Annotated in this window: 17 protein-coding genes and 2 pseudogenes; 13 read left to right on the top strand and 6 right to left on the bottom strand. The window is 64.8% G+C overall.

Annotated elements, in window-relative coordinates:
• The first annotated feature begins 19 nt into the window (after positions 1-19).
• The 7 genes and pseudogenes from BN2475_RS14390 (at position 20) to BN2475_RS14360 (ending at position 9,385) form a co-directional block, all read left to right on the top strand.
• Entirely contained in the window at positions 20-1,198 is a 1,179-nt protein-coding gene (locus BN2475_RS14390) for a pyridoxal phosphate-dependent aminotransferase (RefSeq protein ID WP_094780183.1), read from the top strand.
• A 248-nt stretch (positions 1,199-1,446) separates the two neighbouring features.
• Positions 1,447-2,193, top strand: coding sequence for a FadR/GntR family transcriptional regulator (locus BN2475_RS14385; protein WP_094780234.1), 747 nt, complete (start codon positions 1,447-1,449; stop codon positions 2,191-2,193).
• Positions 2,194-2,516: 323 nt separating this feature from the next.
• A complete protein-coding gene (locus BN2475_RS14380; protein WP_094780182.1) occupies positions 2,517-3,260 on the top strand; it encodes a (Fe-S)-binding protein in 744 nt (247 codons plus the stop codon).
• Positions 3,257-4,648, top strand: a complete 1,392-nt coding sequence (locus tag BN2475_RS14375) for a lactate utilization protein B (RefSeq protein WP_094780181.1) — start codon at positions 3,257-3,259, stop codon at positions 4,646-4,648. The genes BN2475_RS14380 and BN2475_RS14375 overlap by 4 nt, the downstream gene beginning before the upstream one ends.
• Positions 4,635-5,219 (top strand): LutC/YkgG family protein, encoded by a 585-nt coding sequence (locus BN2475_RS14370; RefSeq protein ID WP_094780180.1) that lies wholly within the window; start codon positions 4,635-4,637, stop codon positions 5,217-5,219. Before BN2475_RS14375 ends, BN2475_RS14370 begins: the two co-directional genes overlap by 14 nt.
• A 118-nt stretch (positions 5,220-5,337) precedes the next feature.
• Positions 5,338-7,143, top strand: a complete 1,806-nt coding sequence (locus BN2475_RS14365; RefSeq protein ID WP_425435531.1) for a VRR-NUC domain-containing protein — start codon at positions 5,338-5,340, stop codon at positions 7,141-7,143.
• A pseudogene (locus BN2475_RS14360) lies at positions 7,140-9,385 on the top strand (ATP-dependent DNA helicase). Before BN2475_RS14365 ends, BN2475_RS14360 begins: the two are co-directional and overlap by 4 nt.
• 48 nt (positions 9,386-9,433) lie before the next feature.
• On the opposite strand, the gene BN2475_RS14355 reads toward BN2475_RS14360, so the two are convergent.
• A complete protein-coding gene (locus BN2475_RS14355) occupies positions 9,434-12,082 on the bottom strand; it encodes a mechanosensitive ion channel family protein (protein ID WP_094780179.1) in 2,649 nt (882 codons plus the stop codon).
• Between the two features lie 545 nt (positions 12,083-12,627).
• A complete protein-coding gene (locus BN2475_RS14350) occupies positions 12,628-14,064 on the bottom strand; it encodes a sigma-54-dependent transcriptional regulator (RefSeq protein ID WP_094780178.1) in 1,437 nt (478 codons plus the stop codon).
• A gap of 1,203 nt (positions 14,065-15,267) precedes the next feature.
• On the opposite strand from BN2475_RS14350, the gene BN2475_RS35510 reads away from it, so the two are divergent.
• The 3 genes and pseudogenes from BN2475_RS35510 to BN2475_RS14335 all read left to right on the top strand — a co-directional run bounded on the left by BN2475_RS35510 (position 15,268) and on the right by BN2475_RS14335 (position 18,684).
• Positions 15,268-15,591, top strand: coding sequence for a hypothetical protein (locus BN2475_RS35510; protein WP_245841311.1), 324 nt, complete (start codon positions 15,268-15,270; stop codon positions 15,589-15,591).
• 67 nt (positions 15,592-15,658) lie between these two features.
• Positions 15,659-16,851: pseudogene (locus BN2475_RS14340) on the top strand (CpaE/TadZ family protein); the annotation flags it as partial.
• 390 nt (positions 16,852-17,241) lie between these two features.
• Complete coding sequence (locus BN2475_RS14335; RefSeq protein ID WP_094780177.1) at positions 17,242-18,684, top strand: nicotinate phosphoribosyltransferase; 1,443 nt, start codon at positions 17,242-17,244, stop codon at positions 18,682-18,684.
• On the opposite strand, the gene BN2475_RS14330 is transcribed toward BN2475_RS14335, so the two are convergent.
• Together BN2475_RS14330 and BN2475_RS14325 are read right to left on the bottom strand one after the other, a co-directional pair.
• Complete coding sequence (locus BN2475_RS14330; RefSeq protein ID WP_094780176.1) at positions 18,666-20,549, bottom strand: ABC transporter ATP-binding protein/permease; 1,884 nt, start codon at positions 20,547-20,549, stop codon at positions 18,666-18,668. The genes BN2475_RS14335 and BN2475_RS14330 overlap by 19 nt on opposite strands.
• Positions 20,533-21,465: an extracellular solute-binding protein gene (locus BN2475_RS14325; protein WP_094780175.1), complete on the bottom strand. Its 933-nt coding sequence runs from the start codon at positions 21,463-21,465 to the stop codon at positions 20,533-20,535. The genes BN2475_RS14330 and BN2475_RS14325 overlap by 17 nt, the downstream gene beginning before the upstream one ends.
• A 519-nt stretch (positions 21,466-21,984) precedes the next feature.
• Between BN2475_RS14325 and BN2475_RS14320 the strand changes: the two genes are divergently transcribed.
• Positions 21,985-22,569 carry a nitrogen fixation protein NifQ gene (locus BN2475_RS14320; RefSeq protein ID WP_094780231.1) on the top strand — a complete coding sequence of 195 codons (585 nt, stop codon included), beginning with the start codon at positions 21,985-21,987 and terminating at the stop codon, positions 22,567-22,569.
• A 127-nt stretch (positions 22,570-22,696) separates the two neighbouring features.
• Positions 22,697-23,020 (top strand): winged helix-turn-helix domain-containing protein, encoded by a 324-nt coding sequence (locus tag BN2475_RS14315; protein ID WP_094780230.1) that lies wholly within the window; start codon positions 22,697-22,699, stop codon positions 23,018-23,020.
• A 30-nt stretch (positions 23,021-23,050) separates the two neighbouring features.
• Here the strand turns inward: BN2475_RS14315 and BN2475_RS14310 are convergent, their stop codons facing one another.
• Complete coding sequence (locus BN2475_RS14310; RefSeq protein WP_094780174.1) at positions 23,051-24,400, bottom strand: DUF2325 domain-containing protein; 1,350 nt, start codon at positions 24,398-24,400, stop codon at positions 23,051-23,053.
• Between the two features lie 6 nt (positions 24,401-24,406).
• Positions 24,407-24,883, bottom strand: coding sequence for a hypothetical protein (locus BN2475_RS33590; RefSeq protein WP_143325787.1), 477 nt, complete (start codon positions 24,881-24,883; stop codon positions 24,407-24,409).
• 172 nt (positions 24,884-25,055) lie between these two features.
• Here BN2475_RS33590 and BN2475_RS14300 point away from each other — a divergent pair, with 172 nt between their 5' ends.
• The gene (locus tag BN2475_RS14300) at positions 25,056-25,535 is read left to right on the top strand and encodes a nuclear transport factor 2 family protein (RefSeq protein ID WP_094780172.1); all 480 of its coding nucleotides are present in this window, start codon (positions 25,056-25,058) and stop codon (positions 25,533-25,535) included.
• Positions 25,536-25,541 lie beyond the last annotated feature (6 nt).

The following is a 25,541-nucleotide window of genomic DNA, read 5'->3' as shown; positions in this document are numbered from 1 at the left end:
ACCGAAACGGATGAGCACAATGAAGTACTCGAATCTGGTCGAGCGATTGCAAGGCAGGCGCACGTCTGCGTGGGAGATTCATCGTGTCGCGCAACTGGCGGCCGCCGATGGCGAGGACGTCATCGTACTGAGCGTGGGCGACCCCGACTTCGCGACGCCCGCGCCGATCGTCGAGCGCGCGATCGACGCGTTGCGCGATGGCGATACGCACTACAGCGCCGTGTCCGGCCGCGAGCCGTTGCGCGCGGCGATTGCCGAAGAACATGCGCGTCTGACCGGCTGCACGGTGAGCGCCGCCAACGTGATCCTCACCGCCGGCGCGCAGAACGGCGTGTTCGCCGTGTCGCTGTGCCTGCTCGAAACGGGCGACGAAGTGATCGTCCCCGAGCCGATGTATCTGACCTACGAGGCTTGCGTGCGCGCGGCGGGCGCTACGCTCGTGCCGGTGCCGGTCGATCCTGCGCGGGCCTTTCACGTCGATTGCGACGCGCTCGAGGCGGCCGTCACGGCGCGCACGAGGGCGATTTTCTTCGCGACGCCGTGCAATCCGACTGGCGTGGTGATGCCGCGCGCCGATCTCGAGCGCATCGCGCGGATCGTGTGCGAGCATGATCTGTGGGTGCTTTCCGACGAGGTCTATGCGGAGCTCACCTTCGAGCGTGAACATGTGAGCATCGCGTCGCTGCCCGGCATGGCGGAGCGCACCGTGACGCTCGGCAGCCTGTCGAAGTCGCATGCGATGGCGGGTTGGCGGGTTGGCTGGGCGATCGGGCCGGCCACGCTGATCGAGCACATGGGCCGGCTCGCGCTGGCGATGCTTTACGGGTTGCCCGGCTTCATCCAGCAGGCTGCGTTGACGGCCGTGCGGAACAAGACGGCGATCGTCGCCGAAATGCGCGAGATCTACCGGCGTCGGCGCGACGTGGTGTTCGAGCGTCTGCATCGCGTGCCGGGCTTGCGGTGCCTGCTGCCCGAGGCGGGCATGTTCATGATGGTCGACGTCAGCGGCACCGGGCTCGACACGGTGGACTTCATCTGGCAGCTGTTTCGCGCGCAGGGCGTGTCGGTGCTCGATGCGAGCGCTTTCGGCGAGACCGCGAATGGGTTCGTGCGGCTGGGCTTCGTCGTCGATGAAGCGCGGTTGATCGAGGCATGCGAGCGGATCGCGGCGTTCGTGGGCGGGTTGGGGATTCGCTGAGATGGCATCTGCGCGCGTCTGCGCAGCAGGCGCGGCGCGCATCGGCTTGCGTTCGCGCGGTGATTCACTTCCGCCTGAATCAAGGCACACCCGGCATTCGCCGTCGCGCCGCATGCCTCGTGCGCAATTCTGGCGACGCCCCCGACCGGTATAATTCACGCACCGCACGGCAGGCGTTCGACGTGGCGCAGATCGTTGGTCACTGCCTGCTCATCTGCTTTCTCAACCGGCTTCACCAATCGCTGCCTATGCCATTCCGTCCGATCCAGTCCTTCACGCGCAAACGGCTCTCCGACGTGGTATCCGACCAGATCAAGCAACTGATCTCGGAGGGCACGCTGATGCCGGGCGACCGGCTGCCGGCCGAACGCGATCTGGCGACGCAGCTAGGCGTGTCGCGGCCTTCGTTGCGCGAAGCGCTGATCAGGTTGGAGGCCGATGGCTACATCGAAACGTCGGGACGTGGCGGATTCACCGTGGTCGACGTCACCGCGCCGATCATCTCCAAGCCGCTCGCCGAGCTGCTGCTGCAAAATCCGCGTACAAGTGCGGACATTCTGGAGCTGCGCCAAGGGCTCGAATCGATTTCGACCGCATATGCCGCACAGCGCGCCACTGCAGCCGACCTTGAGAAAATCAGCGAGGCGTTCGACGCATTGAAGGCCGCCTCGTTGTCGCAGGATCGTGCGAACCTTGCCGAACTGGATGCCGCATTTCATCTCGCCATCGCCGACTCCACCCACAACGTCGCGCTTGCGCATGTGATGCACGGCATTCACACGCTGATTCGCGAAGGTATGCGTCAGTATCATCGGTTGATCGACTACGATGACGCGATGGAAAAGCAGTTGATGAGCCAGCATCAGGCGATCTACGACGCCGTGATGGCGCGCGACGCGCAGAAAGCACGCAAGGCGGCCGAGCGTCATCTGACGTATGTGCGCGAGCTATATCAGGACGATGCGGCGAATCCTTCGGCGAGTGTGATTTCCTGATTTCCTGATTGCACGCAGCGGCGGTGGGACGTGCGCATGGCCTCATGCGCTGACTCATACGCATGACTCATGCGCTGATCGATGCAGCCTCATCAGTCTGTCGTGCCGCCGCGCACCCCGACCAGTAAATCCCCGATGTTCTGCCGATTGACACCATCCGGCGACTTCCTTATAGTCTTGGTCAGACCAACATGACCAGTCTTACTGAGCGGCGCAAAGCGTTGTCCCGCAAGCATGGCAATCCAACGCCGGCATGACTCGCCAGCCCGATTCAGCAGTACAGCAGGCAAATCGCGGCTGCCGCTTTCCTTTTCAAAGAGCTTATGAAAGTCGCCCTGTTTATCCCGTGCTTTATCGACGCGTTCTACCCCGAGGTGGGCATCGCCACGCTCGAATTGCTCGAGCGCTTCGGCATCGAGGTCGACTATCCGCAGGAGCAAACCTGCTGCGGCCAGCCGATGGCCAACAGCGGCGCGCATGCCGAGGCAGCCGGCGCCGAGCGCGTGTTCGCACGCAACTTCGCGGGCTACGACTACATCGTCGGACCGTCGGCGAGTTGCATCCATCACGTGCGCGAGCATCTGAGCGCGATCGAACAGGCCGACGAAGTAAAGAAGGTGCGCGCGAACGCGTACGAACTGGTCGAGTTTCTGCACGATGTGATCGGCGCACGCGAATTCCCGTGGGCTGAATTTCCGCATCGCGTCGGTTTGCACAACAGCTGCAGCGCATTGCACCATCTGAAGGAGGCGTCGGTCTCGGAGATTGCCGGCACGCCGTTTTCGAAACCGCGCACGTTGCTCGAAGGCGTGAAAGGCATCGAGTTCGTCAAGCCGGCCAGGCCCGACGAATGCTGCGGTTTCGGCGGTACGTTCTCGGTCACCGAAGAGCCGGTGTCGGTGCGCATGGGGCAGGACAAGGTGCGCGACCATCTGCACGCGGGCGCCGAATACATCGTATCGGGCGACATGTCGTGCCTGATGCACCAGCAAGGCTGCGCGGAACGCATGAAGGCCGATGCGCGCTTCATCCATATCGCGCAGGTCCTCAATGGAGCACGCGCATGAGCCGGATCGATCACGCGAAAGCCGCCGGCGCTTTCATCAGGAAGACGGAGCACGTCGCGTTTCACGACAGACGTCTGTGGGATTTGCGTGAGAAGCGCGATGCGCAGGCGCATGGCATCGCGGAATGGGAAACGCTGCGTGAGCTGGCCTCGGGCATCAAGGAACATACGCTATCGCATCTGTCGGACTATCTCGAGCAGTTCGCTGCGGCGGCCGAGGCCAATGGCGTGGTGGTGCATTGGGCCGCCACCGCCGAGGAGCACAACGCGCTCGTGCACAAGATCATGTCCGGGCGCGGCATGACGACACTCGTCAAAAGCAAGTCGATGCTCACCGACGAATGCAGGATGCGCGAGTATCTCGAACCGCGCGGCATCACGGTGATGGAGACGGATCTGGGCGAGCGCATCCAGCAGCTCGACCATCAGGACCCGAGTCACATGGTGGTGCCTGCGGTCCACAAACTGCGCGCCGATGTCGCCGAACTGTTCGGGCGGACCATCGGCACCGATCCGCAAAATAGCGACATTCACTACCTCGCCGAAAGCCAGCGGATGAACACACGTCCGTACTTCGTGCGCGAAAAAACGGCGGGCATGACCGGCTGCAATTTCGCGGTGGCGCAGACGGGCACGGTCGTTGTGTGTACTAACGAAGGCAATGCGGACCTGTCGGCGAACGTGCCGCCGTTGCATATCGTGTCGATTGGTATCGAGAAGCTGGTTCCAAGGGTAGCGGATCTCGGCGTGTTCATCCGCATGTTGTCACGCAGTGCGCTCGGCTCGCCGATTACGCAATACACCTCGCATTTTCGCGCGCCGCGTCCGGGCACCGAGATGCACTACATCCTCGTCGATCATGGCCGCTCGGAGCGGCTCGCGATGGAGGACTTCTGGTACTCGCTCAAATGCATTCGCTGCGGCGCGTGCATGAACACCTGTCCGGTGTATCGGCGCAGCGGCGGGCTGTCGTATGGCGGGACCTACTCGGGGCCAATCGGCGCGATCATCAATCCGACTTTCGATCTCAAACGCTACAGCGCATTGCCGTTCGCGTCGACGCTCAACGGCAGTTGCACCAACGTGTGTCCGGTGAAGATCAACATTCACGAGCAGATCTACAAATGGCGCACGGTGATCGCCGAGCGCCATGAGGTGCCGTTCGTCAAGCAGGAAGTGTTGAAGATGGCAGGGCGGCTGCTGGCGAGTCCGACCTTGTACCGCGCGACGGTGTCGTCGATGGGTAGCGCGTTGCGGCTGCTGCCGAATTTCGTGCTGTATAACCCGCTCAATATCTGGGGCAGGCAGCGTGAGTTGCCAGAGGCGCCCAAGCAGACCTTCCATGCCTGGTACAGGAAGAATCGCGGAGGTAACGATGACAACGCGTGAGGCCTTTCTCGCCAAGGTGCGCCAAGCGCAACCGCCGGGCCGGCCGCGTCCCGAGGTGCCGCGGTTCGACTCTGCGGGCGGCGATCTGCGTGCCCGTTTCGCGGCGGCGCTGCAGGCGATGGGCGGCAGTTGCATCGAAGCAGCGTGCGCGAGCGACGTGAGCGGATTGATTCGCGAGCGCTTTGGCGCCGGCGCGTCGATTGCGTCGGCAATCCCGGAACTGCAGGGCACGCGCGTGCTCACGGCCGACACGGAGCCCGCTTCGTTGCAGGACGTCGACGTTGGCGTGGTGCGGGCACGTTTCGGCGTCGCCGAAACTGGCTCGGTCTGGCTCAGCGAACGCGAGTATGTAGTGAATGCGCTCGGCTACATCGTCCAGCATCTGGTCGTGCTGCTCGATCCCGCGCAACTGCTCGACGGCTTGCAGGACGTTTACCTACGTGACGACTTTCGTGATGCGCGTTACGCCGCGCTCGTGACCGGACCTTCCGCGACCGCCGATATCGAAGGCGTATTGATTCGCGGCGCACAGGGCGTGCGCTCGCTGACGGTGGTGTGGGTGGCGGCTTAGGCGTCATTTGCAGTGGGTGCGTTCTGCGCCGCCCGAAGTTACGCAGTTCCCATCGCTAGACCCCGCCACGGACTTTGCTATCATCACTGTATAAACATACAGGTCGTGCAAAAAGCCCGTGGCAACCGATATTCCGTCAGAAGTTCGCTCGGATGTTCTCCCTGACGTTCCCTCTGACGTTCTCTATTACCTGCTGAACTTCGAGCGCGCGCTGGCGTGGCTCGCCACGCGTTACGACGATCTGCTCGATGCGCACGAGCACGCGTTCCTCGACGCCTTCGCGAATTTGCCGCAAGCATCTCGCGCGCTGCTGGTGCGCATGCTGATGCGCAAAGGCGTGCTGTTCCGCGCGAGCCGTTTGTCGTATGAGGAGATCGGTTGCCCATTGCAGGCGGTCGCGCCGATGGTGGCACTCGGCTGGATCGACACCGAACCGCAGCTCACGCTCGACGACCTGTTCGCACTCAGCACGCGGCCGCAGTTGCTGGATATCTTCGCCGACGCGCTTGCGTTAGTCCCTGGCGCAAAAAACCTGCGCAAACCGGAGCTGCTGGAGACGCTGCGCCCGTTTTATCAAAGCGATCACAGCGGCGACGCACAAGCTTGCGTGCCGCGTCCGCTACGCGCATGGCACCAGCACGCCACGGATCAGATTTTTCATGTCGTGATTGCGCCGCTCTGCGAACGCCTGCGTCTGATGTTCTTCGGCAATTTGCAGCAGGACTGGTCGGAGTTCGTATTAGCCGATCTCGGCGTGTTTCAGTATGAGAAAGTGGCGTTCGCGCCTTCGTCGCGCGCATTTCAGCAACGCGCGGACGTCGACGTCTATCTCGCGTTGCATGCATGCCGCGAAGCCCTCGAGCGGCTGCCGATCGACGCTGCGCCGACGGCGCTCGACGAACTCGTCGCCCGCGTCGGCGCGATCGAAACCGCGAATCCGTGGCTCGAAACGCGGCGTGCGAAATTGCTGTTCCGTATCGGTCAGGAATGCGAGCATCGGCAGGATTGGGCCGCCGCGCTCGCTGTGTATCAAAGCTGCGTGTGGCCCGGCGCGCGTCATCGGCGCATGCGTGTGCTCGAACGCAGCGAACGCTTCGACGATGCGTTCGCACTGGCCTCGCAAGCCGCCGTCGCTCCTGAAAGTGAGGAAGAGGCGCAACGGGTCGCCCGCATGCTGCCGCGTTTGCGGCGCAAGCGCGGCGAGCCGGCGCGGCGCGCGCCGGCGGCACGCCCGGTCGAGCGCAGCACGCTGGTGCTGCCGAAGCCCGAGACCCCTCAGGCGGTCGAATACCTGGCGCGCGATCATCTGAGCTGCGACACGGCGCCGGTGCACTATGTCGAGAACGCGCTGATCAACTCGCTATTCGGCTTGCTGTGTTGGGAACCGGTTTTCGCGGCGTTGCCGGGCGCGTTTTTTCATCCATTCCAGCGCGGCCCCGCCGATCTGCACGCGCCGGATTTTCATGCGCGCCGCGCGGAGCAGTTCGCCGCGTGTCTCGCGCAACTCGACAGCGGCGTTTATCGCGAGACGATACAACGGCATTTGCACAGCAAGGCGGGTCTGCAATCGCCGTTCGTGTTCTGGGCGATGCTGACGCCGCAACTCGTCGCGCAGGCGCTCGACTGTCTGCCGGCCGCGCATCTGAAGCTGTGGTTTGAACGCCTGCTGCGCGATATCCGCGGCAACCGTTCGGGCTTGCCCGACCTGATCCGTTTCTGGCCGGCCGAGCGTCGTTATGAATTGATCGAGGTGAAGGGTCCCGGCGACCGCTTGCAGGACAACCAGATTCGCTGGCTCGCATTCTGTGCGCAGCACGGCATGCCGGTGCGCGTGCTCGACGTGCGTTGGGCCGGCGAAACGTTGATGCAAACCGACGCCGGGATGCAACCGGTCGCCGGGCTCGACAGCGAGGCCGGCGCATGACCTACGTGGTCGCGGTGCGGGCGATGTGCGAGTTCACCGCGAGGCGCGGCGACCTGGATCTGCGATTCACGCCGGCGCCGACATCGCTTGAAGGCATCGCGGGCCACGTGACCGTCGCCGGGCGGCGCGCGAGCGGCTACGAAACCGAGATCACATTGACGGGCACGCATCGCGGTCTGACCGTGCGCGGACGCGCCGACGGTTACGATCCGGCTGAGAACCGCCTTGAAGAGGTCAAGACCCATCGCGGCGAGCTGGAGCGGATGCCGGCCAATCACCGTGCGCTGCATTGGGCGCAGGCGCTGGTGTATGGGCATCTGCTGTGCCGTACGCGCGGGCTCGACGGGCTGACGGTCGCGCTGGTGTACTTCGACATCGGCAGTCAGAAAGAAACGCTGCTGACGCAAACGCATACCGCGCGTGAACTGGAAATTTTCTTCGTCGAGCAGTGCGAACGGTTTCTCGATTGGGCTGTGCAGGAAGAGGCGCATTGCAGTTTCCGCATGGACAATTCCGTAGCGGGCAGCGCGAGCTGGCGGTGGCGGTGTATCGCGCGGCGCGAGACGGCAAGCCGCTGATGGCGCAGGCGCCCACCGGCATCGGCAAGACGCTCGCGACGATCTTTCCGTTGCTCAAGGCGTGCGCGTCGAACCAGATCGACCGCGTGTTCTTCCTGACTGCGAAGACGCCGGGCCGCGCGCTCGCGCTCGACGCAATCGACACACTGCATCGCAGCGCCGCGTCGTCGGGTGCGCCATTGGCGTTGAGAACGCTGGAACTGGTCGCACGCGACAAAGCCTGCGAGCATCCCGACAAAGCCTGCAACGGCGAGTCCTGTCCGCTCGCACGCGGCTTTTACGACCGGCTCGATGCGGCGCGCGGCGCGGCGCTGTCGGGCTCACGGCTCGATCGCGCCGCGGTGCGCGCGGCCGCGCTCGCGCACGAGGTCTGTCCGTACTATCTGGCGCAGGAGCTGGCGCGCTGGGCCGACGTCGTGGTCGGCGATTACAACTACTACTACGACGGCAGCGCGATGCTGTACGCGCTCACGCAGATCAATCAGTGGCGCGTCGGTGTGCTGGTGGACGAGGCGCATAATCTGCTCGACCGCGCCCGTCGCATGTACACCGCGTCGCTCGACCAGGCGGCGTTCCGGCTCGCGCGCAAAACGGCGCCGGCGAGCTTGCGCAAACCGCTCGAGCGCTTGCAGCGCGAGTGGAACGCGGTCAAACGCGCGCAGACCGACGCGTACCAGGTTTATGCGGACGTCCCCGGCAAACTGCTTGCGGCGGCGCAGAATCTGATCGGTGCAGTCAGCGATCAACTCGCTGAAGCACCGCTTTCGATCGACGAAACCGCACTGCGCTTCTTCTTCGACGCAATGCATTTCGTCGCGCTGGCCGAACAGTTCGGTGAGCACTCGATTTTCGACGTGACGCTGACCACCGATCGCTACGCGCCGCGCGACCAGACCAGTGCCACGCTCTGCGTGCGCAACGTGATTCCCGCGCCGTTCCTCGCGCCGCGCTACGCCGTCGCGCGCACCACCGTGCTGTTCTCCGGCACGCTCAATCCGTACCATTTCTATCGCGATACGCTTGGGCTTGCGGAGCAGACGCAATGGCTCGACGTCGCCGGGCCGTTTCGCGCGGAGCAGTTGCAGGTGCGCGTAGCCGGCCACGTATCGACGCGCTGGCGCGACCGCGAACGCTCGCTGGTGCCGATCGTCGATCTGATCGCACAGCAGTATGCGGCGCAGCCGGGCAATTACCTTGGGTTCCTGAGCAGTTTCGATTATCTGCAGCGTGTGGTCGAGTTGATGCGTGAGCGGCATCCTGGCGTGCCGGTCTGGGCGCAGCAACCGGGTATGGACGAAGCCGCGCGTGACGCGTTTCTGGCGCGCTTTCGCACCATGAATCAGGGCGTCGGGTTCGCGGTGCTCGGCGGCGCATTCTCGGAAGGCGTCGATCTGGTGGGCCAGCAGTTGATCGGCGCGTTCATCGCGACGCTCGGGTTGCCGCAAATCAACGATGTCAACGAACAGATGCGCCGCACGATGGATGCGCGCTTCGGCAATGGCTACGACTACATGTATCTGTACCCGGGCTTGCAGAAGGTGGTGCAGGCGGCTGGCCGCGTGATTCGCACGGAGCGCGATCAGGGTGTGGTGCATCTGATCGACGACCGGTATCGGCGTGCCGACGTGCGGCGGTTGTTGCCGCGCTGGTGGCAGGTGCGGTAGGGCAACCCGCCCGTCGCCGCAAGCGCGCCGCCCATGATTTTCTCTGCATCACCGATGCGGCGAGGTCGAGCCTGGATTGGCAGGCGTGCCGGCGCCACCAGCCGGTACGGGGTCGACGGGTATTTGGTTTTCCACCGGCGCATCGCCCCGATGGGCCGCGGCGCTGCGCGCAACGGCACCATCGGCGGGTGGTGTGCGCGTCGGCGTGTTCTTCAGCGTCCCCGCGGACGGCTCGCCTGCTTCAAACTTCGCCGCCGCGCCTTGCGCATCCCACGTCAGCAGATTGCGTTGCGGATTCGAGATCTCGATACCGCGTTCGCTGAAGCGGTCGACGATGCGCCGGTTGAATTCGCGCTGCACGCCCCAGCGCGCGGTATCGCGGCACTGCATCTGGCCGGCGAGCGTGACGGCCGAACCGTCCACCGCGTCGACGCCCCAGAAGGCGAAGTCGGACAGGATGCCGTCCTTGAACTTGTCGTCCGCGCGCAGCGATGCACCGATCTCCTTGAGCGTGCTGATCGCCTGATCGACGTCCTGGCCGAATCTGATGCTGACTCTCACCGCGGCGTTGCCGAGCCCGCGATTGGTGTTGTTCACCGTCGACACCGAACTGAACGGCACCGTGAACAACGAACCGTCGCTGCCGCGCAGCCGCACGGTACGGATCGACAGATATTCGACGGTGCCGGACACTCCCGCGACCGTGACCCAGTCGCCTACCTGCATCGCGTTTTCCATCAACAGGAAAATACCTGTGATGAAGTCCTGCACCAGTTTTTGCGAGCCGAAGCCGAGCGCGACACCGAAGATGCTCGCACCGGCCAGCAGCGGTCCGATGTTCAGGCCCAGTTCGCTCAGCACGGTGAGCACCACTACCAGCGCGATCACACAGAACAGCGTGGTGCGCAGCATCGGCAGCAGCGTGCGCAAGCGCGCGGCACGCACGAAATCGCCGCTGCTGGTCCAGAGGCCCAGCCGCCGCTCGACCGACAGGTTGACGACTTCCCACACGATCAGCGCAATGACCGCGGCCACGCCGATGGTGGCGAGTGCCGACGCGAGCCGATGGCCGATCGTGCCGGAACGGAACAGGTCGACGACATCGACGCCCCATAGCTGCAGCAGCACGAACGTGGTGACGATGCCGATGACCCAGCTGACCACCCGGCGCAGCAGCGGGTAATAGCGATACGCGTGCTCATGCACGAGCGATTTCTGCGCATCGTCCTGCACCTCGAAGACGCGGGCGAGCGCGCCGAAGATCACGATCGACGCGATTCGCGCGCCGACCAGTACCGCGAGGGTCCAGCCGCCGATATGCACTAGCGCGTGGTAGCCGTTCTGCACGTCGAAGGCCCAGACGAACCACAGCGCCATGACGATCGCGACCGTGAACCACGCCCACGCATCCGCGAACGCGTGGCTGACCATCTGCAGCGATTCCTGCGTGGCGAAGCGCTGGCGGATCCATTCGCCGACTGGCTTCGCGCATTGCAGGATCAGGATCGAGATCATCACGTGGCCGGCGAGCGCGACGACTTTCAACAACGCGAGATGCGCGGCGTCGTTCAGACCGAGCGCCTGCGCGACCTCGGCGAGCGCAACGCCGGCGCCGACCACGCTGACGATCCGCACGATCCAGCTCTGTACGAACGCGGCCCACTCGTCGCTCATGCGCAGGAGCCGCAGACGCGGCGCGGCGGGTTGCAGAAAGAAGCTGCCGATGATCGCGATCACGCGGCACAGCGCGTAGATGTCGATCAGCGAATCGACCGCGCGGTCTTGCGGGGTGCCGTTGTCGGTGAGGACCGACAGCAGCGCGCTCGCCGCGCCGACGAACACCGCGAGCGGCACGAGCCGCAGCACCGTGATCACCAGCGCGCGTGGCAAACGCTGTAGCAACGTCCAGTGATGCGCGGCGTTGCGCTGGCCCCTGGCTTGGACCTCTTCGGCTTTGCTCGAGGTGCCGGCGGCGTCGGCCTGCGCCCCCCGCACGGGCGGCAGCGGTGGCGCGGCACGCCGCGCGTGTGCTGGTTGCGGCACGGTGTCGAACGGCAGATCGCCTTGCGCGTCGTCGTCGTCCAGTTCGTTCTGCCGGTCGCGCTCGCGACGCGCGGCGAGCGCGAGGTACGCCCGGCGCAGCAGACGCCGCGCCAGCCATTCGAGCACGAGCGCCGGCACCAGTGCGGCCAGCAGCGACCAGACGACGTTGATCAGCACGCCGCGCGCATGCGGGTTGGTCAGCTGCCAGTTCCACCACGCGCGTACCGACGCGACGTCGAGCAGCGCGGCGACCGATCCGCGCAATGATTGGCCGAGCCGCATCGCCCAACTCGCGCCCTCACGGGCCATTTGCGACGCGAGTCCATTGGACTGGAAGGCCGCGGGAAGGGCGGCTGCAGCGGGAGCCGATGCGGCCGGCGGCGCGGCCGCGCCTGCGGGCGGCGCGCTGAGGGCGCCGGCGGCGGCGATCGCCTGCAGCGTATCGGCGACTTGCGCGCGGCGTTTGGGATCGTTGAGAACGGAGAGGGCCTCGCGAGCCTGCTCGGGCGTCAGGGTGACTGTGGTGCCGGAGTCCGCTGCGGCTTTCGCTGTGGCCTTGGTAGCCGGTGCTGCGGGCGTGGCCACCGCAGCGCTCGCCGGCGCGGCGCCGATCGCGAGAAGAATGAGAAGCCAGGCGTGAAGTAGTGTGCGCATAGGGTGTAAAGCGGGGTACAGGTGCGGAAGAATGTGCCGGAACCGTGAATGGGTTCGGCGGCGTGACCATGAACCGACCCCGGGCGGGCTATACAAGTTCCTCGGGCGTGGGATTGCGGTCTGCGCGGCAGCGCCGGCCAGCACCGTCGGCGCGGTCCATGACGATAGTCTACGGGCAGGGCGTCCAGACCCGACAGGGCTAGCACGAAGCTTGCCGGTCAGATGGCGCCGCTATATTGCGTCGCGCGGCGCGGGAATTCGCGCGTTCGACCGCCCGGCGTCCACGCGCGAATTCCCGCACAGCGCGACGACGATTTCGCTGCAGCAGCTGGCGATGGCGAACGCCTTGCAGGCGTGGCGGCAGAGGCCGAAGCGGTGGTGTGACGGGCGTATCGTGCGGATAGACCCGAATAGCCTTCAGGCGGCTGCGGGAGGCATCAGGGCATCAGGCGCTTATGGTCAAGCGCTGCGGCTTGGGCTCACTGCGCCCGCGCCGCGCGACCCGATCCCGCGTCCGATTACGACACCGACTCAAGCGCGCCCGCCTACGTGAGCGAAGACGCCTGCTGCTGCGCCTCGCCGTCGGCATGCGCGCCAGCATGCAGGTTCGACCCGCCCGCGGTCGCCGGTTCCTGGTGCAGCCGGTTCGCATGCATCAGGCGGTACAGCGTCGCCCGCGAAATGCCGAGTTCGGCCGCCGCCTCGGACAGCTTGTAGCCGTGGCGCTGCAACGCGTGTTCGATCGCATCCTTTTCCGCCTTGCTGCGGATTTCCGCCAGCGTCACGGTCGGCCTGTTGTCCGCTTCGGGCAAGCCAAGGTCGGCAGCGGTGATGAAGCGGCCCTCGCTCATCACCACCGCGCGCCGCACGCAATTGATCAGCTCGCGCACGTTGCCAGGCCACGGATAGTTCGACATCGCGACGATCGCGTCGCTCGATAGTCCGCGAAGTTTGCGCGCGCCGTCCTGCCGGTACATGCTGAGCGCGTAATTGGCGAGCAGCTTGATGTCGCCGCCGCGCTCGCGCAACGGCGGCTCGACGAGGCGCAGCACGCACAGCCGGTGATACAGGTCGGAGCGGAAACGCTTCTGCTCCACCGCTTTGTCCAGATCGACGTGGGTCGCCGAAATGACCCGGACATCGACGCTGATCTGGCCGTTGCCACCGAGCCGCTCGATCGTGCCCTCCTGCAGAAAGCGCAGCAGCACTGCCTGACACTCGTGCGGCATGTCACCGATTTCATCGAGAAACAGGGTGCCTTCGTGGGCGCTTTCAATCCGGCCCATCTTGCGTTGCAGCGCGCCGGTGAACGCGCCGCGTTCGTGGCCGAATAGCTCGGCTTGCAGCAGGCTCGGCGGAATCGCCGCGCAATTGATCGCGACGAACGGGCGGCCCGCACGCGGCGAGCGCTCATGAACCGCACGGGCGGTCAATTCCTTGCCGGTGCCCGACTCGCCGGCGACGAAGACCGGTGCGTCGGTCATTGCGCATTTGTCGATGCGCCGGTATAGCTGCTGCATCGGCTCGCATTGTCCGACCATGCCGTGCCGGCCGAGCGATGGCTCCGGCGCGACGCGCGCCTGGCGCAGACTCGACAGCCCATGCGCATGGCCGAGCGCGAACACGAGCCGGTCGTTCAGCCAGGGCTGCGTGACGAAATCGAAGCAGTAATCGAGGATGAAGCGGCGGACCAGTTCGTTTTCCGTCTGTCCCGGCAAGATCTGGGCAACCCAGTTGGTTTCGACGCGCCGCATGCACGATGCGAGTGCGGACAAGTCCTGCGACGAGCAGTCGTCGGGCAGTTGCATGAGGCCGACCTTGATATTGCCGCGCCCGATCATGCGTTCGGCGGCTGCTGTGCTTTTCGCGTGCACGGCTTGCCAGCCGGACGCCGCCAGAAAGTCGGCGAGTTTCTGATCAGGCGAGTTCGACACGTACAGAACGGTGCGCTCCGTATCGACAGGCGTGCAGCTCGTAGTCATGTTACCCCCGGTTCGATGCTACTTTCAGGACTGCTGTGCGACGCAAGAAAAAGTCGGCAGGCTGCGCCGACCTTTGGCCAACTGATTCGGCCCGGTCCGTTTGCACGGATTCGAGCCCAGTTGCGTCACGACGTTCGGGTCCGGTTGCGGCAACCCGGCGGCGACGCCTTCACGGTAGCGGCAATGGGGCATGAAGCGGGCTGCGCGAACCGCGCGGCGCTACATGTCGTACAGACAGCGGATTAAGCGTTCATTGCTGAAACCGCCGGATGACTTTATCCCCGAATGACAAAACCGTTTTTGTTTGTCTTGATACCCTAGTGCATACGCTCTAATTGGCGAATGGCTTAAAGATAAGCGAAAGCGCCTGAAAGCGCCATACCAACCGATATGGAGTAAGAAATAATTTTTCGCGCAATGCATTGGCGACAACGAATAAAAAAATCGGTCAAGCCCCGCTGTGCGCGACATCCCACACAGCCATGCAATCCAATACGCGGTGACGGGCAGTGCGAGTCCACTGTTGCGCTTTAGCGTGTTTCAAGCTTGCTACAGATTGGGCAGCCCTTGCAGGCAGGGTTTCTACGGTTACGTAATCGGCACATTTATTCTCGAGCGTGAGGCGACCCACGGCTAGCAGTGGTTTGGCCGGCGAGCAGACAATGGATTCATCTTTTGGCTTTCGTCGTGGCGCGTTTGATTGCGTGTTCACGGACGAATCAATTCGCGACGCCAGCAGATCGCCGCACGGCTACAGCCTGGTCATGAATCGTTGTGACATAAGGGTTTCGGAGATTTCGGGTTGCATGGCATGACAGTTGCAATAAACGCTACATAGCAAAAGCATTACCGCTCGATGGAAAAGCGCCGGGAATGCACGCTGATAAAAAACGGCGGCAAAAGGGGGAGTTCGCAAGGGGTTCGCAGGGACTTCGCGAACATGATCGGGCAAGCCAGGATGTTGGAAGCACGCAACAGGGAATAACCACAAGTAGCGCATTCGTGCCGTTCGCGAACAACGCACAGAACAAGAGAAGGGGCAGCGCACGGTCAAGGACCAGCCGGCGCGACGAAGCAGGGAGACGGGCCGCAGTCTCCATAGAGAGACGTAATCACGAGGTGAGGCGGGTGCCGTGTCCACGCGTCGGCGTGGGCACGGTCACCTTGACATGGCCTGCAACGGCCCATCTTTTGGGGGATGTCATGAAAAAGCTGATATGCGTGCCGGCCGCCGCAGCGCGGTTCGATCATCAGGGCGCCGCAGGCGATCAGCGCGCCGCTGGCGATCGGCGCGCCGCTGGCTCAAGCGGGTTTTCGTATCGCCGGCATGTGGCGGCGCCGCGTGCACTGTTTGCCGCGCCGTCGGCTGATCTGCTGACGCTAGTGGTCGCCGAGGCGCTCAAGCGCAACGCGCAAGCCGGCACCCAGCGCGACGCGTTGCGCGACGCAGTCTACGAGATGCCGCTGGCGCTGCAACGGAACCACGAGCGCAGCACGCAGATTGCGCGTCCCGATTCCGGCGCATGAACCCGCGACTGGATGGTGCCCGGTCTGCCCGCGACAACCGGCGACCTCAAACCGGCGGAGAACCGGCATGATCGACATCTTCCTGATTGCCGCCAGCGTCAAACACGCGCAGTGCATCGTCGCGCGACTCGAGGAAAGCGGCGTGCGCTACCGGCTGCGTCTGGCGTACGGGACGATCCGGCAAGCGCGCGTGCATTGGCGCGTCGTCAGGAATGCCGATCTGTTGATCGTCGATGACCCGAATCTGAGTCCGCGCGAACTGGACGGCATCGTAGAAATGCTGGCCTGCTGGCCGGCGCTGCACTGCATGCTGATGACGCCGGCGCCGTCCGCGGCGTTGCTGGGCGCGGCGCGGCGCGCTGCTGTGCGGCACGTGTTGTCATGGCCGCTCGACGCGCAGGCAATCGCCAACGCGCTCAGCCAGGTCGACGCGCAAAAAAATGGAGTGGGACGGCGCGCCGGACGGGTCGTGTCGCTTGCATCGAGCAAGGGCGGCAGCGGTACGACGCTGATCGCCGTCAATCTCGCCTGTTCGCTCGCCGCGCAGCGCGACCGGCGCGTGCTGCTGATCGACCTGAGCCAGCAGTTCGCCGACGCCAGCCTGCTGATGGCCGACAGGCCGCCGCCGACCACGCTCGCCGATCTGTGCTCGCAGATCGAGCACCTCGACGCGGCGCTGCTCGACTCGTGTGTGATGCGTGTCCACGTGAACTTCGACGTGCTGGCGGGCGCGGGCGATCCACTGCGTGCCGCCGAGTTGCTGCCCACGCAACTGGCGCGCATTCTTGCGCTGGTTCGCGAGCGCTATGACGCGGTGCTGATCGACATCGGGCAGAGTCTCAACCCATTGACGATCCATGCACTCGACCACAGCGACGCGATCTGCATGGTGGTGCGGCAAAACCCGCTGTATCTGCACAGCGGACGCCGCATGCTCGATATCTTCAGGGAACTGGGTTATGCGGCCGACAAGGTGCGGGTGGTGGTGAATCAATACGACAAGAACGCGCAGATCAATCTGCCGACGCTTGAAAAAACGCTTGGTGCGAAAGTCGCGCATCAGCTTCCGCGCGACGACAAAGAGGTCAACGACGCATTGAGCCGCGGCGTGCCGCTCGTCACATCGGCCCACGACAGTGCGCTCGCTCATGGCATCGGCCTGCTCGCCGACATGCTGTGGCCGGCTTTCGCGGAGCGTCGCAAAAGCGCGATCGGGCGGGTGTCGGCTTCGGGCCGAATTTGCCGCCGCAACTGAAGCCGGCGTTCGAGCCGCTCTTGCGGGCCGGTCTGTCCTGCCAGCACATTCGAAACCGCTATCTGTGCACGGCTCGCTGTGGACCGCGGCCAGCACGCCCGCCACGCGGCGACACCGGCAGGCCGGCTGCCTCATCCCACGTGCAGCTGGTTCTAAAAATAATTCGGATACCGAAGTTAATCGGCGGTGACCAGGGCAAACCCGCGGGCGTAGCATGATGGCAAACGCCGCACGTTCGGCGAGACGCTGCTGTCCACCGACGAGCGCTGCTCGGCGTACAGGAGTAAGGTGAAGTTTCAGGCGATTGCCGCGCTATTTTGACGGTGTATCGTAGAAGGGCCCTCGGCCCGTCCAGCCCGCCCCATTGAGAGAGCCGCGCGAGCGCAGCCCCGCCCATGCAAAATGCGATCAACGGCCTTAACGACATCGTGTCGTTCCTGTCCAATCCGATTCTCAACACGGATTCGTACAAGGCGTCGCATTATCTGCAATATCCGCCCGAAGCGTCGGCGATGTTTTCTTACATCGAGTCGCGCGGCGGCCGCTACGACCGTACGTTGTTCTTCGGTTTGCAGATGCTGATCAAGGAATATCTGTGCCGGCCGGTCACGCCGGCCATGATCGAGCAGGCCAAAGCGTTCTTCATCGCGCATGGCGAGCCGTTCAACGAAGCGGGCTGGCGCTACATCGTCGAACAGTGCGGTGGCTATCTGCCCGTGCAAATACGCGCGGTGCCGGAGGGCTCGGTCGTGCCGACGCACAACGTGCTGGTCACGGTCGAATGCGACGATCCGCAGGTGTTCTGGCTGGCTTCGTATCTGGAAACCATGCTGATGCGCGTGTGGTATCCGATCACCGTTGCGACGCAAAGCTGGCACCTGCGCAAGACGATCCGCGCTTACCTGCAAAAGAGCAGCGACGACCTCTCGCAACTGCCGTTCAAGCTGCACGACTTCGGTGCGCGCGGGGTGTCGAGCGCGGAGTCGGCGGCGATCGGCGGCGCGGCGCATCTGGTCAGCTTCATGGGCTCGGACACGGTGTTCGGCGTGGTCGCGGCGAACCACTACTACAACGAAACGATGGCCGCGTTTTCGGTGCCGGCTGCCGAGCACAGCACGATCACGGCATGGGGCCGCGAGCGCGAGGCCGACGCGTTCCGCAACATGATTGCGCGCTTCAGCAAGCCGGGCGCGATCGTCTCAGTGGTATCCGATTCCTATGATCTGTTCGCCGCGCTCGAAGCATGGGGCACCCAGTTGAAGCAGGCCGTGCTCGATTCCGGCGGCACGCTGGTGATTCGCCCCGACTCCGGCGACCCCCGCACGATTGTGCTGCACACGCTGCGCGCGCTCGACGCGTCGTTCGGCTCGGTGGTGAACAGCAAGGGGCGGCGCGTGCTGAACAACGTGCGCGTGATCCAGGGCGACGGCGTGAACCCGGATTCGATCGAAGCGATTCTCGCCGCGATGGACGAAGCCGGCTACGCGACCGACAACATCGTGTTCGGCATGGGCGGCGCGCTGCTGCAGCAGATCAACCGCGATACGCAGTGCTTCGCGATGAAGTGTTCCGCGATCCGGCTTGGCGACGAGTGGCACGACGTGCACAAGACCCCGGTCACGGATACGGCCAAACGCTCGAAGAAAGGCCGCCTGACGCTGCTGCAGAATCGTCGCACGGGCGAGTACCGGACCGTGACACTGCCGCTTGTGTGGGATGAGCGCACGGTCGAAGGCGAATGGGATGAGGCGTTGGTGACGGTGTTCGATTCCGGCCGGTTGCTGACCGATGTATCGCTCGCCGAGATCAGGAGCCGGGCTCACGCGGGCGAAACTTGACGCGCGCCGCACGCGGGCCAGACCGTTACGCCTCGTGCGTGAATATCGACGCGGCACGGGGCGCTTTCGCGCAAGCTCGCATCATCGCTGGCAATGTCGAAACGCACGCCGGCGATATTCACACGAACATAACGCTCGCCGCGTCGCAATTCGACCGCATCGACCACGCCGGCATGCGCGCCGTTCGGTGTAACCGCGAGCGCATGCGGTGACACGCGCCACATCACCCGCTGCCCGGCAGCGAGACCTCGCGCGCTCGCGCCGGTGTCGAGCGTCAACCCTTGAGCGATCGCGAGCCGCCCCGACGCGCTGATCGCGCCCTCGCCGACGTTGTGCAACCCGAGCAGCGCGGCCACCCGCAGCGTGGCGGGCCGTTCGAACACGGCATCGATAAAGCCTGCCTGCAATACGCGTCCCTGCTCGACGACCAGTACCTCGTCGGCCAGCAACGCCGCCTCATCCGGATCGTGCGTGACGATGATCGTGACTGCGGCGATCTCGCGCTGCAACGCCCGCAGCGACTGCTGCAAGCGCCGCCGCCGCGGCGTATCCAACGCGGCGAACGGTTCGTCGAATAGCAGCAGTTCGCTATGCCGCGTCAATGCGCGCGCCAGCGCAACCCGCTGCCGCTGACCGAACGACAACTGATGCGGCAGCCGTCCGAGCAGTTGCGCGAGGCCCAGATGCTCGAGCCAGTAACGCGCGCTGGCGGGGTCGGCATCGACGGGAAATGCCAACTGGCGCGCCACGCTCATGTGCGGAAAGAGGCCGTAATCTTGCGGCATGTAGCCGATCTGGCGGCGCTCGGGAGGCAGCGCGTGGAGGTCGGTCGCGCCGAGCCGCACGGTGCTCGATGCATTCGATTCGAGCCCCGCGATCAGGCGCAAGGCCAGTGATTTGCCCGAGCCCGACGGCCCGATTATCGCGAGGCGGCGCGTGGCGGGCGTCCATGCGAGGTCGAGATCGAACGCGCCCAGCCGGCGCTGCAAATGGAACGCGAGGCGGCGATCGATGGCGTCCCGTTGGCTCGCGGTGAGATCCGTGCCGGGTTCGAGCGCGTCGTCGCCATTGCTGGTTTGTTCGAGTGTGGGCTTGGGCCGCAGGCTGTAGATCGACAGCGCCGCGCAGACGATCGCGATCGCGAGGGTCGGCAGCAGCAGCGGCATCATCGCCGGCAAGCCCTGGCCGCCGAACACCACGTACGTGTAGACCGGCAGCGAATAGGGGTGATACGCGACCATCACGGTTGCGCCGAATTCGCCGAACGCGCGCAGCCACGCGAGCGCAAGTCCCGCGCGGATCGCCGGCCATGCCACCGGCAGCATGACGCGGAAAAAGCGGCTGCCGGCATGGTGGCCTAGCGTTGCGGCGACGTCGTCGAGAACCGGGTCGACGGCGGCGAACGCGGACTTCGCGGCGATGATCAGGAACGGCGCCGCCACGAAGGTTTGCGCGAGCACGATGCCGGTGAACGAATCCGTCAACACGCCGCCGGTGAAGCGGCCGATCAGGCTATACGGGCCGAGCAGAAACAGCAGCAGCACGCCGCTCGTGAGCGGCGGCAGCGCCAGCGGCAACTGCACGACAAAACCGAGCAACGCCATCCTGCGCGAGTCCGAGCGCGCCAGAAAATAACCGAGCGGCACGCCGCCGAGCAGGATCACGAGCGACGCGACCGTAGCGCTCGCCACCGACACGCCGACCGCCGACCACGTCGCGTGCCAGTCGACGTTCGCCCAGTCCGCCGAGTCGAGTTGCGGCACGCTCGCGACGAACGGAGCGCACAGATAGACGGCCAGCAGTGCCGCCAGCCACAGCAGCGGTCGCGCAGCGGCGTGCTTCAGCGCGTTACTGCGCGGCGGCATCGAGCACCGCTTGCACCGACGGCGGGATCGCCTGCGCGCTGCCGCTCACCGACGGTTTGACGACGTCCACGCCATGCTGCCTGAGCAGCGCACGACCTTGCTCGCTCAGCAGAAAGTCGACGAAGCTGACCGCGCCGCTGCGGTTCGGCGCATCGTTGAGAATGGTCAGCGTGTAGCTGGCCTTGACCTGCAATTCGGGCGCGGGACGCAGCGCCGGAATCTTCAGGTCGGACGTTTCGGTCGAATAGAAAAAGCCGGCGTCGAGCTGGCCCGATTGCAGACGGCCGACCAGGGTTTCCTCAGGCAGCACCTGCTCGGGATTGTCCGGCGCGCCGAGCGTCTTTTCGACGAGGTCGGGCTGTTGGTAGAGCCCGGCTGCTTTGGTCATCATTTCGACGGTGAAGGCGCCTTTCGGATCGAGCTTCGGGTCGGTCCGGCCGATGCGGATGCCCGGCTCCTGCAACACCTGGTCCCAACGCTTGCTCCTGAACTGCGCGGCGAACCTGCTGCGCGGGTTGTAGCCGATCATCAACGGCGATTCGGCGAAATTGACGTACCACGTGACGTGGTCGCCGTTTGCCTGACCCATCAGGCTGCTGTTCACCTTCGGGCTCGCGCTGATGAAGACGTCGCCGCGCCGCAGCTTGCCCTTGATCTCGTTGGCAATCTTGTTCGAGCCGGCCGCATAGCCGCGGAACTGCTGGCCGGTGGCTTTTTCGAACGCGGGGCCAATGCTGCGCTCCATCAGGTTGACGAGCGAACCGGCGTACAGCACGTTGACCGTGCCGTCACCCGAGGGGACTTGCTTCGGGGAGCCCCCCAAGGGGACTTCCTTCGGGGCGCTCTGCGCGAAGGCGGGCACGGCCGTCACGATGCCGGCAATGGCCACGAGAGAAGCAAGCAGCTTGCGAATCATGCGATAACCCCGTTACGTTATTAAGAGCGCTATATTACGACGGCATCGCGTCGCTTGTACGACAACGTGGTCGACGTCATGGGTCAAGCGCGAGGCAAGTCGTTGAGATTGCGGAGACGGCGATGAGATGCCGCCGCCGATTCGCTCGATATGCGTGGCGATAGATTGCATATCGGCGCAGTGTTGTGCGACGGACGCCATCGCAGCGTAATATACACACGGACATAGCGAATGAACAGATACCGAAGACGGCGCGTCGATTCTGTTCTTCGGTTCGGACATCCTGCCCGCGCCACGCACGCCGAACGGCTTGCGCGGATCGCGGCACGGGTTCCGATGGCGCAGACCTGGATCGTTGGAGGGCAAGGCAAGATGGATTCGTTTGCGCACGGTGTGCCTGCAGCGCGCGCCGTACCTGTTGCGCCTGCTGAACCCGCTGCTGCGCTCGACGCGCAGGTGGCCGCATGCGTGGACAAATGGCTTGGCTTAGCCATCGATCCCACCTCGGCCGATACGCGGATGTTCGCCAAACTGATCGCGGCGCGTGACGCACGCAACGAACTCGCGTTGCTCGGACTTCAGCCGCACGAATGGCGCACGCTGCTCGCGCGGCATTTCACGCATGCGCCAACGATCGCGCCGGTGTTACCGGTCGCCGCTGACGTCACCGTCAAGAACGTCGGCACCAGCGCCAACCCCACCGATCGCGCCGACCACACCGATCGCGCCGACCACGCCGACCACGCCGACCACGCCGACCACACCGACCACGCCGACTTCATCCGCCCGCTTCACGCGCTGTTGCTCGCCCACGCGAGCGCCGCGGTCGATGCGGACGACGCGCACTGCGTCGCCACGATCATCACCCATGCCTGCCTGCGCCCGGATCACTTATGGCGCGACCTCGGCCTTGCCGGCCGCGACGAAGTCACCTCGATGCTGACGCGCTACTTTCCGACGCTCGTCGCGCTGAACATCGCCAATCTGCGTTGGAAGAAATTTCTCGCCGCGCAACGCGCACTGTCGTTGGGCTTGCCGCCTGGTCCCGCGCCGGGCTGCCCGGGTTGTGAAGACTACCGACATTGCTTTCCTTCCCAGCGCTGACGGCCGTTTGGCCAGGGTGGCGGCGTGAGACGGTTCGTGTATGCTTGCGCGCATGGCTGACACCGCGAAGACCAAACCCGTACCGGCGACCCGCTCCGCGAAGGCGCGCCCCGAAGTGCGCTTCAGAATGCGCATTCGCCGTGGGGATGCGGTCGCGCTAGGGCCGGGCAAAGTCGATCTGCTCGAAGCGGTGCGCGAATACGGTTCGATCTCGGCAGCGGCCCGCAGTCTTGGCATGTCGTACCGGCGCGCATGGCTGCTGATCGACGAATTGAACCGTTCGCTCAAGTCGCCGGCCACGCATTCGGAGCAGGGCGGTCAAAGCGGCGGGGGCTGCACGTTGACGCCGGTCGGCGAAACCATCATCCGCCTGTATCGCGGCGTCGAACAAGAAGCGCAGCGAAGTTGCGCGAAACAGATTGCCGAGCTGACCCGGCTGATCCGTTCCTGAGCCGCTACCCTCGACGCACAACCCGCGCGTTCAACCATGCCGCAGGCAAAACGCGGACGGCGGCGCATTGCCGGGTTGAGCAAGATGCCCCGGGTGTAATCGGGCCATCAATTCGACGAAGCTCGCCACGCTCGCCGTGCGCAACGGGTGATAGTCGATCTGGTAGCGCTCACAGACCCGTTTCAGCGTATTCATCGAATCGTGGTCGATGCAGTCCACCGGAAACACCACGACGTCCGCGCCCGGCAACGCGGCGGCGAGCAAGCCCTTGCGATCCTCCAGGCCGCCATCGTGCACCACCAGATCGCCGCCGGCCGCTGTCACCAGCCGCTTGAGCGCGGTATTCGAACCGGGCCTGCCGCCCACATAGATGATCCGCTTGCCACGCACACTGTCGAGGCTAGCGCGTTGCGTGCCGATGTCGTTGGCGGTGTGCGCTGCGTCAACGGTCGCGCGTTCCAGCGCATCGCATTCGCTTTGCACCTGCTTGAGCAGCGCCAGCGCCCGATCGCGGCTCTGGAGCAGGGCGAGCATGGCGTGCTGTTCCTGCAGTGCGCGTTGTTCGGCGGCTTCGCGGCGGCTGGTGTGTAGCGCCACCTGCTGATCGGCTTCGGCCAACCTGTCGCGCAGTCGTTGCATCTCCGCTTCGAAACCAGTTGAATCGGCGGGCGTCTGGCGTACGGTCTGTACGGTCAGTTGCGCGATCTGCTGGTTCAGTGCGGCGATCGACGCATCGCGCTGCGTGTTGAGTGTCTGCAAACGGCTCTGCTGCCGCTCGATCTTCTCTTTGAGCGCAGTGTTTTCTTCTTCCAGCGCAACCAGCCGGCGAATATCCGCGCGATTGGCCGCGCCCACCAGATGCGACAGCATGTGCAATTCGCCGAACGCTTTCTGGCGCACCGTCATGGTCGCGAACGGATGCGTCATCAATGCCCAGTACGCAGGTGGGATGTCGCCGTTTTTCAGCGCCTCGTCCCAGAGCTTGAGCAGATCGATGTCGTCGGCGGCTTTGTCGAAGCGACGGATGGCCGCCGCGTAGTGCTCGTCGAGCAGCTTGTGCAGCGCCTTGGCGCCGGCGCCGCCTTCGCTCGCAAGTTCGACCGCGCTGTGATGAATCTCGAGGTCGCTCGTGTCGCGCCCGTCGAGGCCCATGAACCGGGGCACCAGCTTGCGCAGCTCGTGCGTGCTCAAGCAGGTGCCGATGATCGAGCAATGCAGATGGCCATCGAGTTCGGCAAGACGCGTGCGTCGCCTGTTCGATGGCGCTGGCTTCGCGGGCGTGCAGCAAGGATCGGCAGCGCGGATGCCGGTGCTCGTAAGCTCGTCGCCAGACAGCTTCAGGCGCGAGGGCTGGGCAAGACGGAACGGGGGCGTGTGCATGGGATCTCACTCCGGTTCAAGGTCAAGCAGTGTGAACGCGCGCAGGGGTGAGAGGCGCACGTCCGGCGAACGAACGCCGCCATCGATATATTCGATCAGATATAACGATGGAAAAAAGAAAGCGTTCATATGCGGCAATCGTGAATCAGTCGTTTGAGGCTGCGAGGGAGGGCTCGGCGCACGCGCGGCGCGGCTCGGCGGTCGTGTCAGTTGCCGCGCGCCGGCGGCAGGGGGCGCGTCGGCTCGCGCCTGGCCACGCCCGGATGCCGACTGCACGGCGACGATAGTCGACGAGATCTCGTCCCCAAAGTGTGTTGACCGCGTTCCGCGAGGTCGGACAAGGTGAATCGGCTGCTCACCGCTATTGGTTCCTGCTGGTTCCTGCTGCTTCGCGGCGTAAGCCACGAAGCCGACCGCAATATTCAGGAGGATATAACGAAAGCCAGCCCGCGTGTGAATGGCGGCCTTTGGCAGATGCGCCATGCGCCGCCTTTTGCGCGATGCGTGAAGTGGCGCCGTACGGATAACGGGCCCGCGCCGCCCGGTTCGCACCGTTTTCCGTTATCGTGTGCTGCATGCCCAGCGGCGAATCTTTGCGGGCGCCAGCGTGGATCGCTTTGCGCCACACCTTCGGCAACATACGCTACGAAAAACAATGAGCCATCCCAACACTGAACTGATCGAACGCTTCTACACCGCATTCCAGCGACGCGACGCCGAAACGATGGCCGCCTGCTATGCCGACGACGTTGTCTTCAGCGATCCCGTTTTCGGCGAGCTGCGCGGCGACGAAGCGCGCGACATGTGGCGCATGCTGGTGGCGCGTGCGCAGGACTTCTCGCTGACCTTCGACGGCGTCGTCGCGGACGACCGTACCGGCCGCGCCCAATGGGTGGCCCGCTATCTGTTCGGTCAGACCGGCCGCGCGGTGCTCAACCGGATCGACGCGCGCTTCGTGTTTCGCGACGGGCGCATCGTCGAGCATCGCGACAGCTTCGATCTGTGGCTGTGGATGCGTCAGGCGCTGGGCGTCAGAGGCACGCTGCTTGGCTGGTCGCCGCTCGTGCAGCGCGCGATCAGAGCGCAGGCGCGCAGAGGCCTTGCCGTCTATCGAGACCGCCAGCAGCATGCCTGAACGTCG

The sequence above is a fragment of the Paraburkholderia ribeironis genome, from assembly GCF_900019265.1.
Lineage (GTDB): Bacteria > Pseudomonadota > Gammaproteobacteria > Burkholderiales > Burkholderiaceae > Paraburkholderia > Paraburkholderia ribeironis.
The sequence above is the reverse complement of the archived record's forward strand: the minus strand, read 5'-3'. Positions and strand labels throughout refer to the sequence as shown.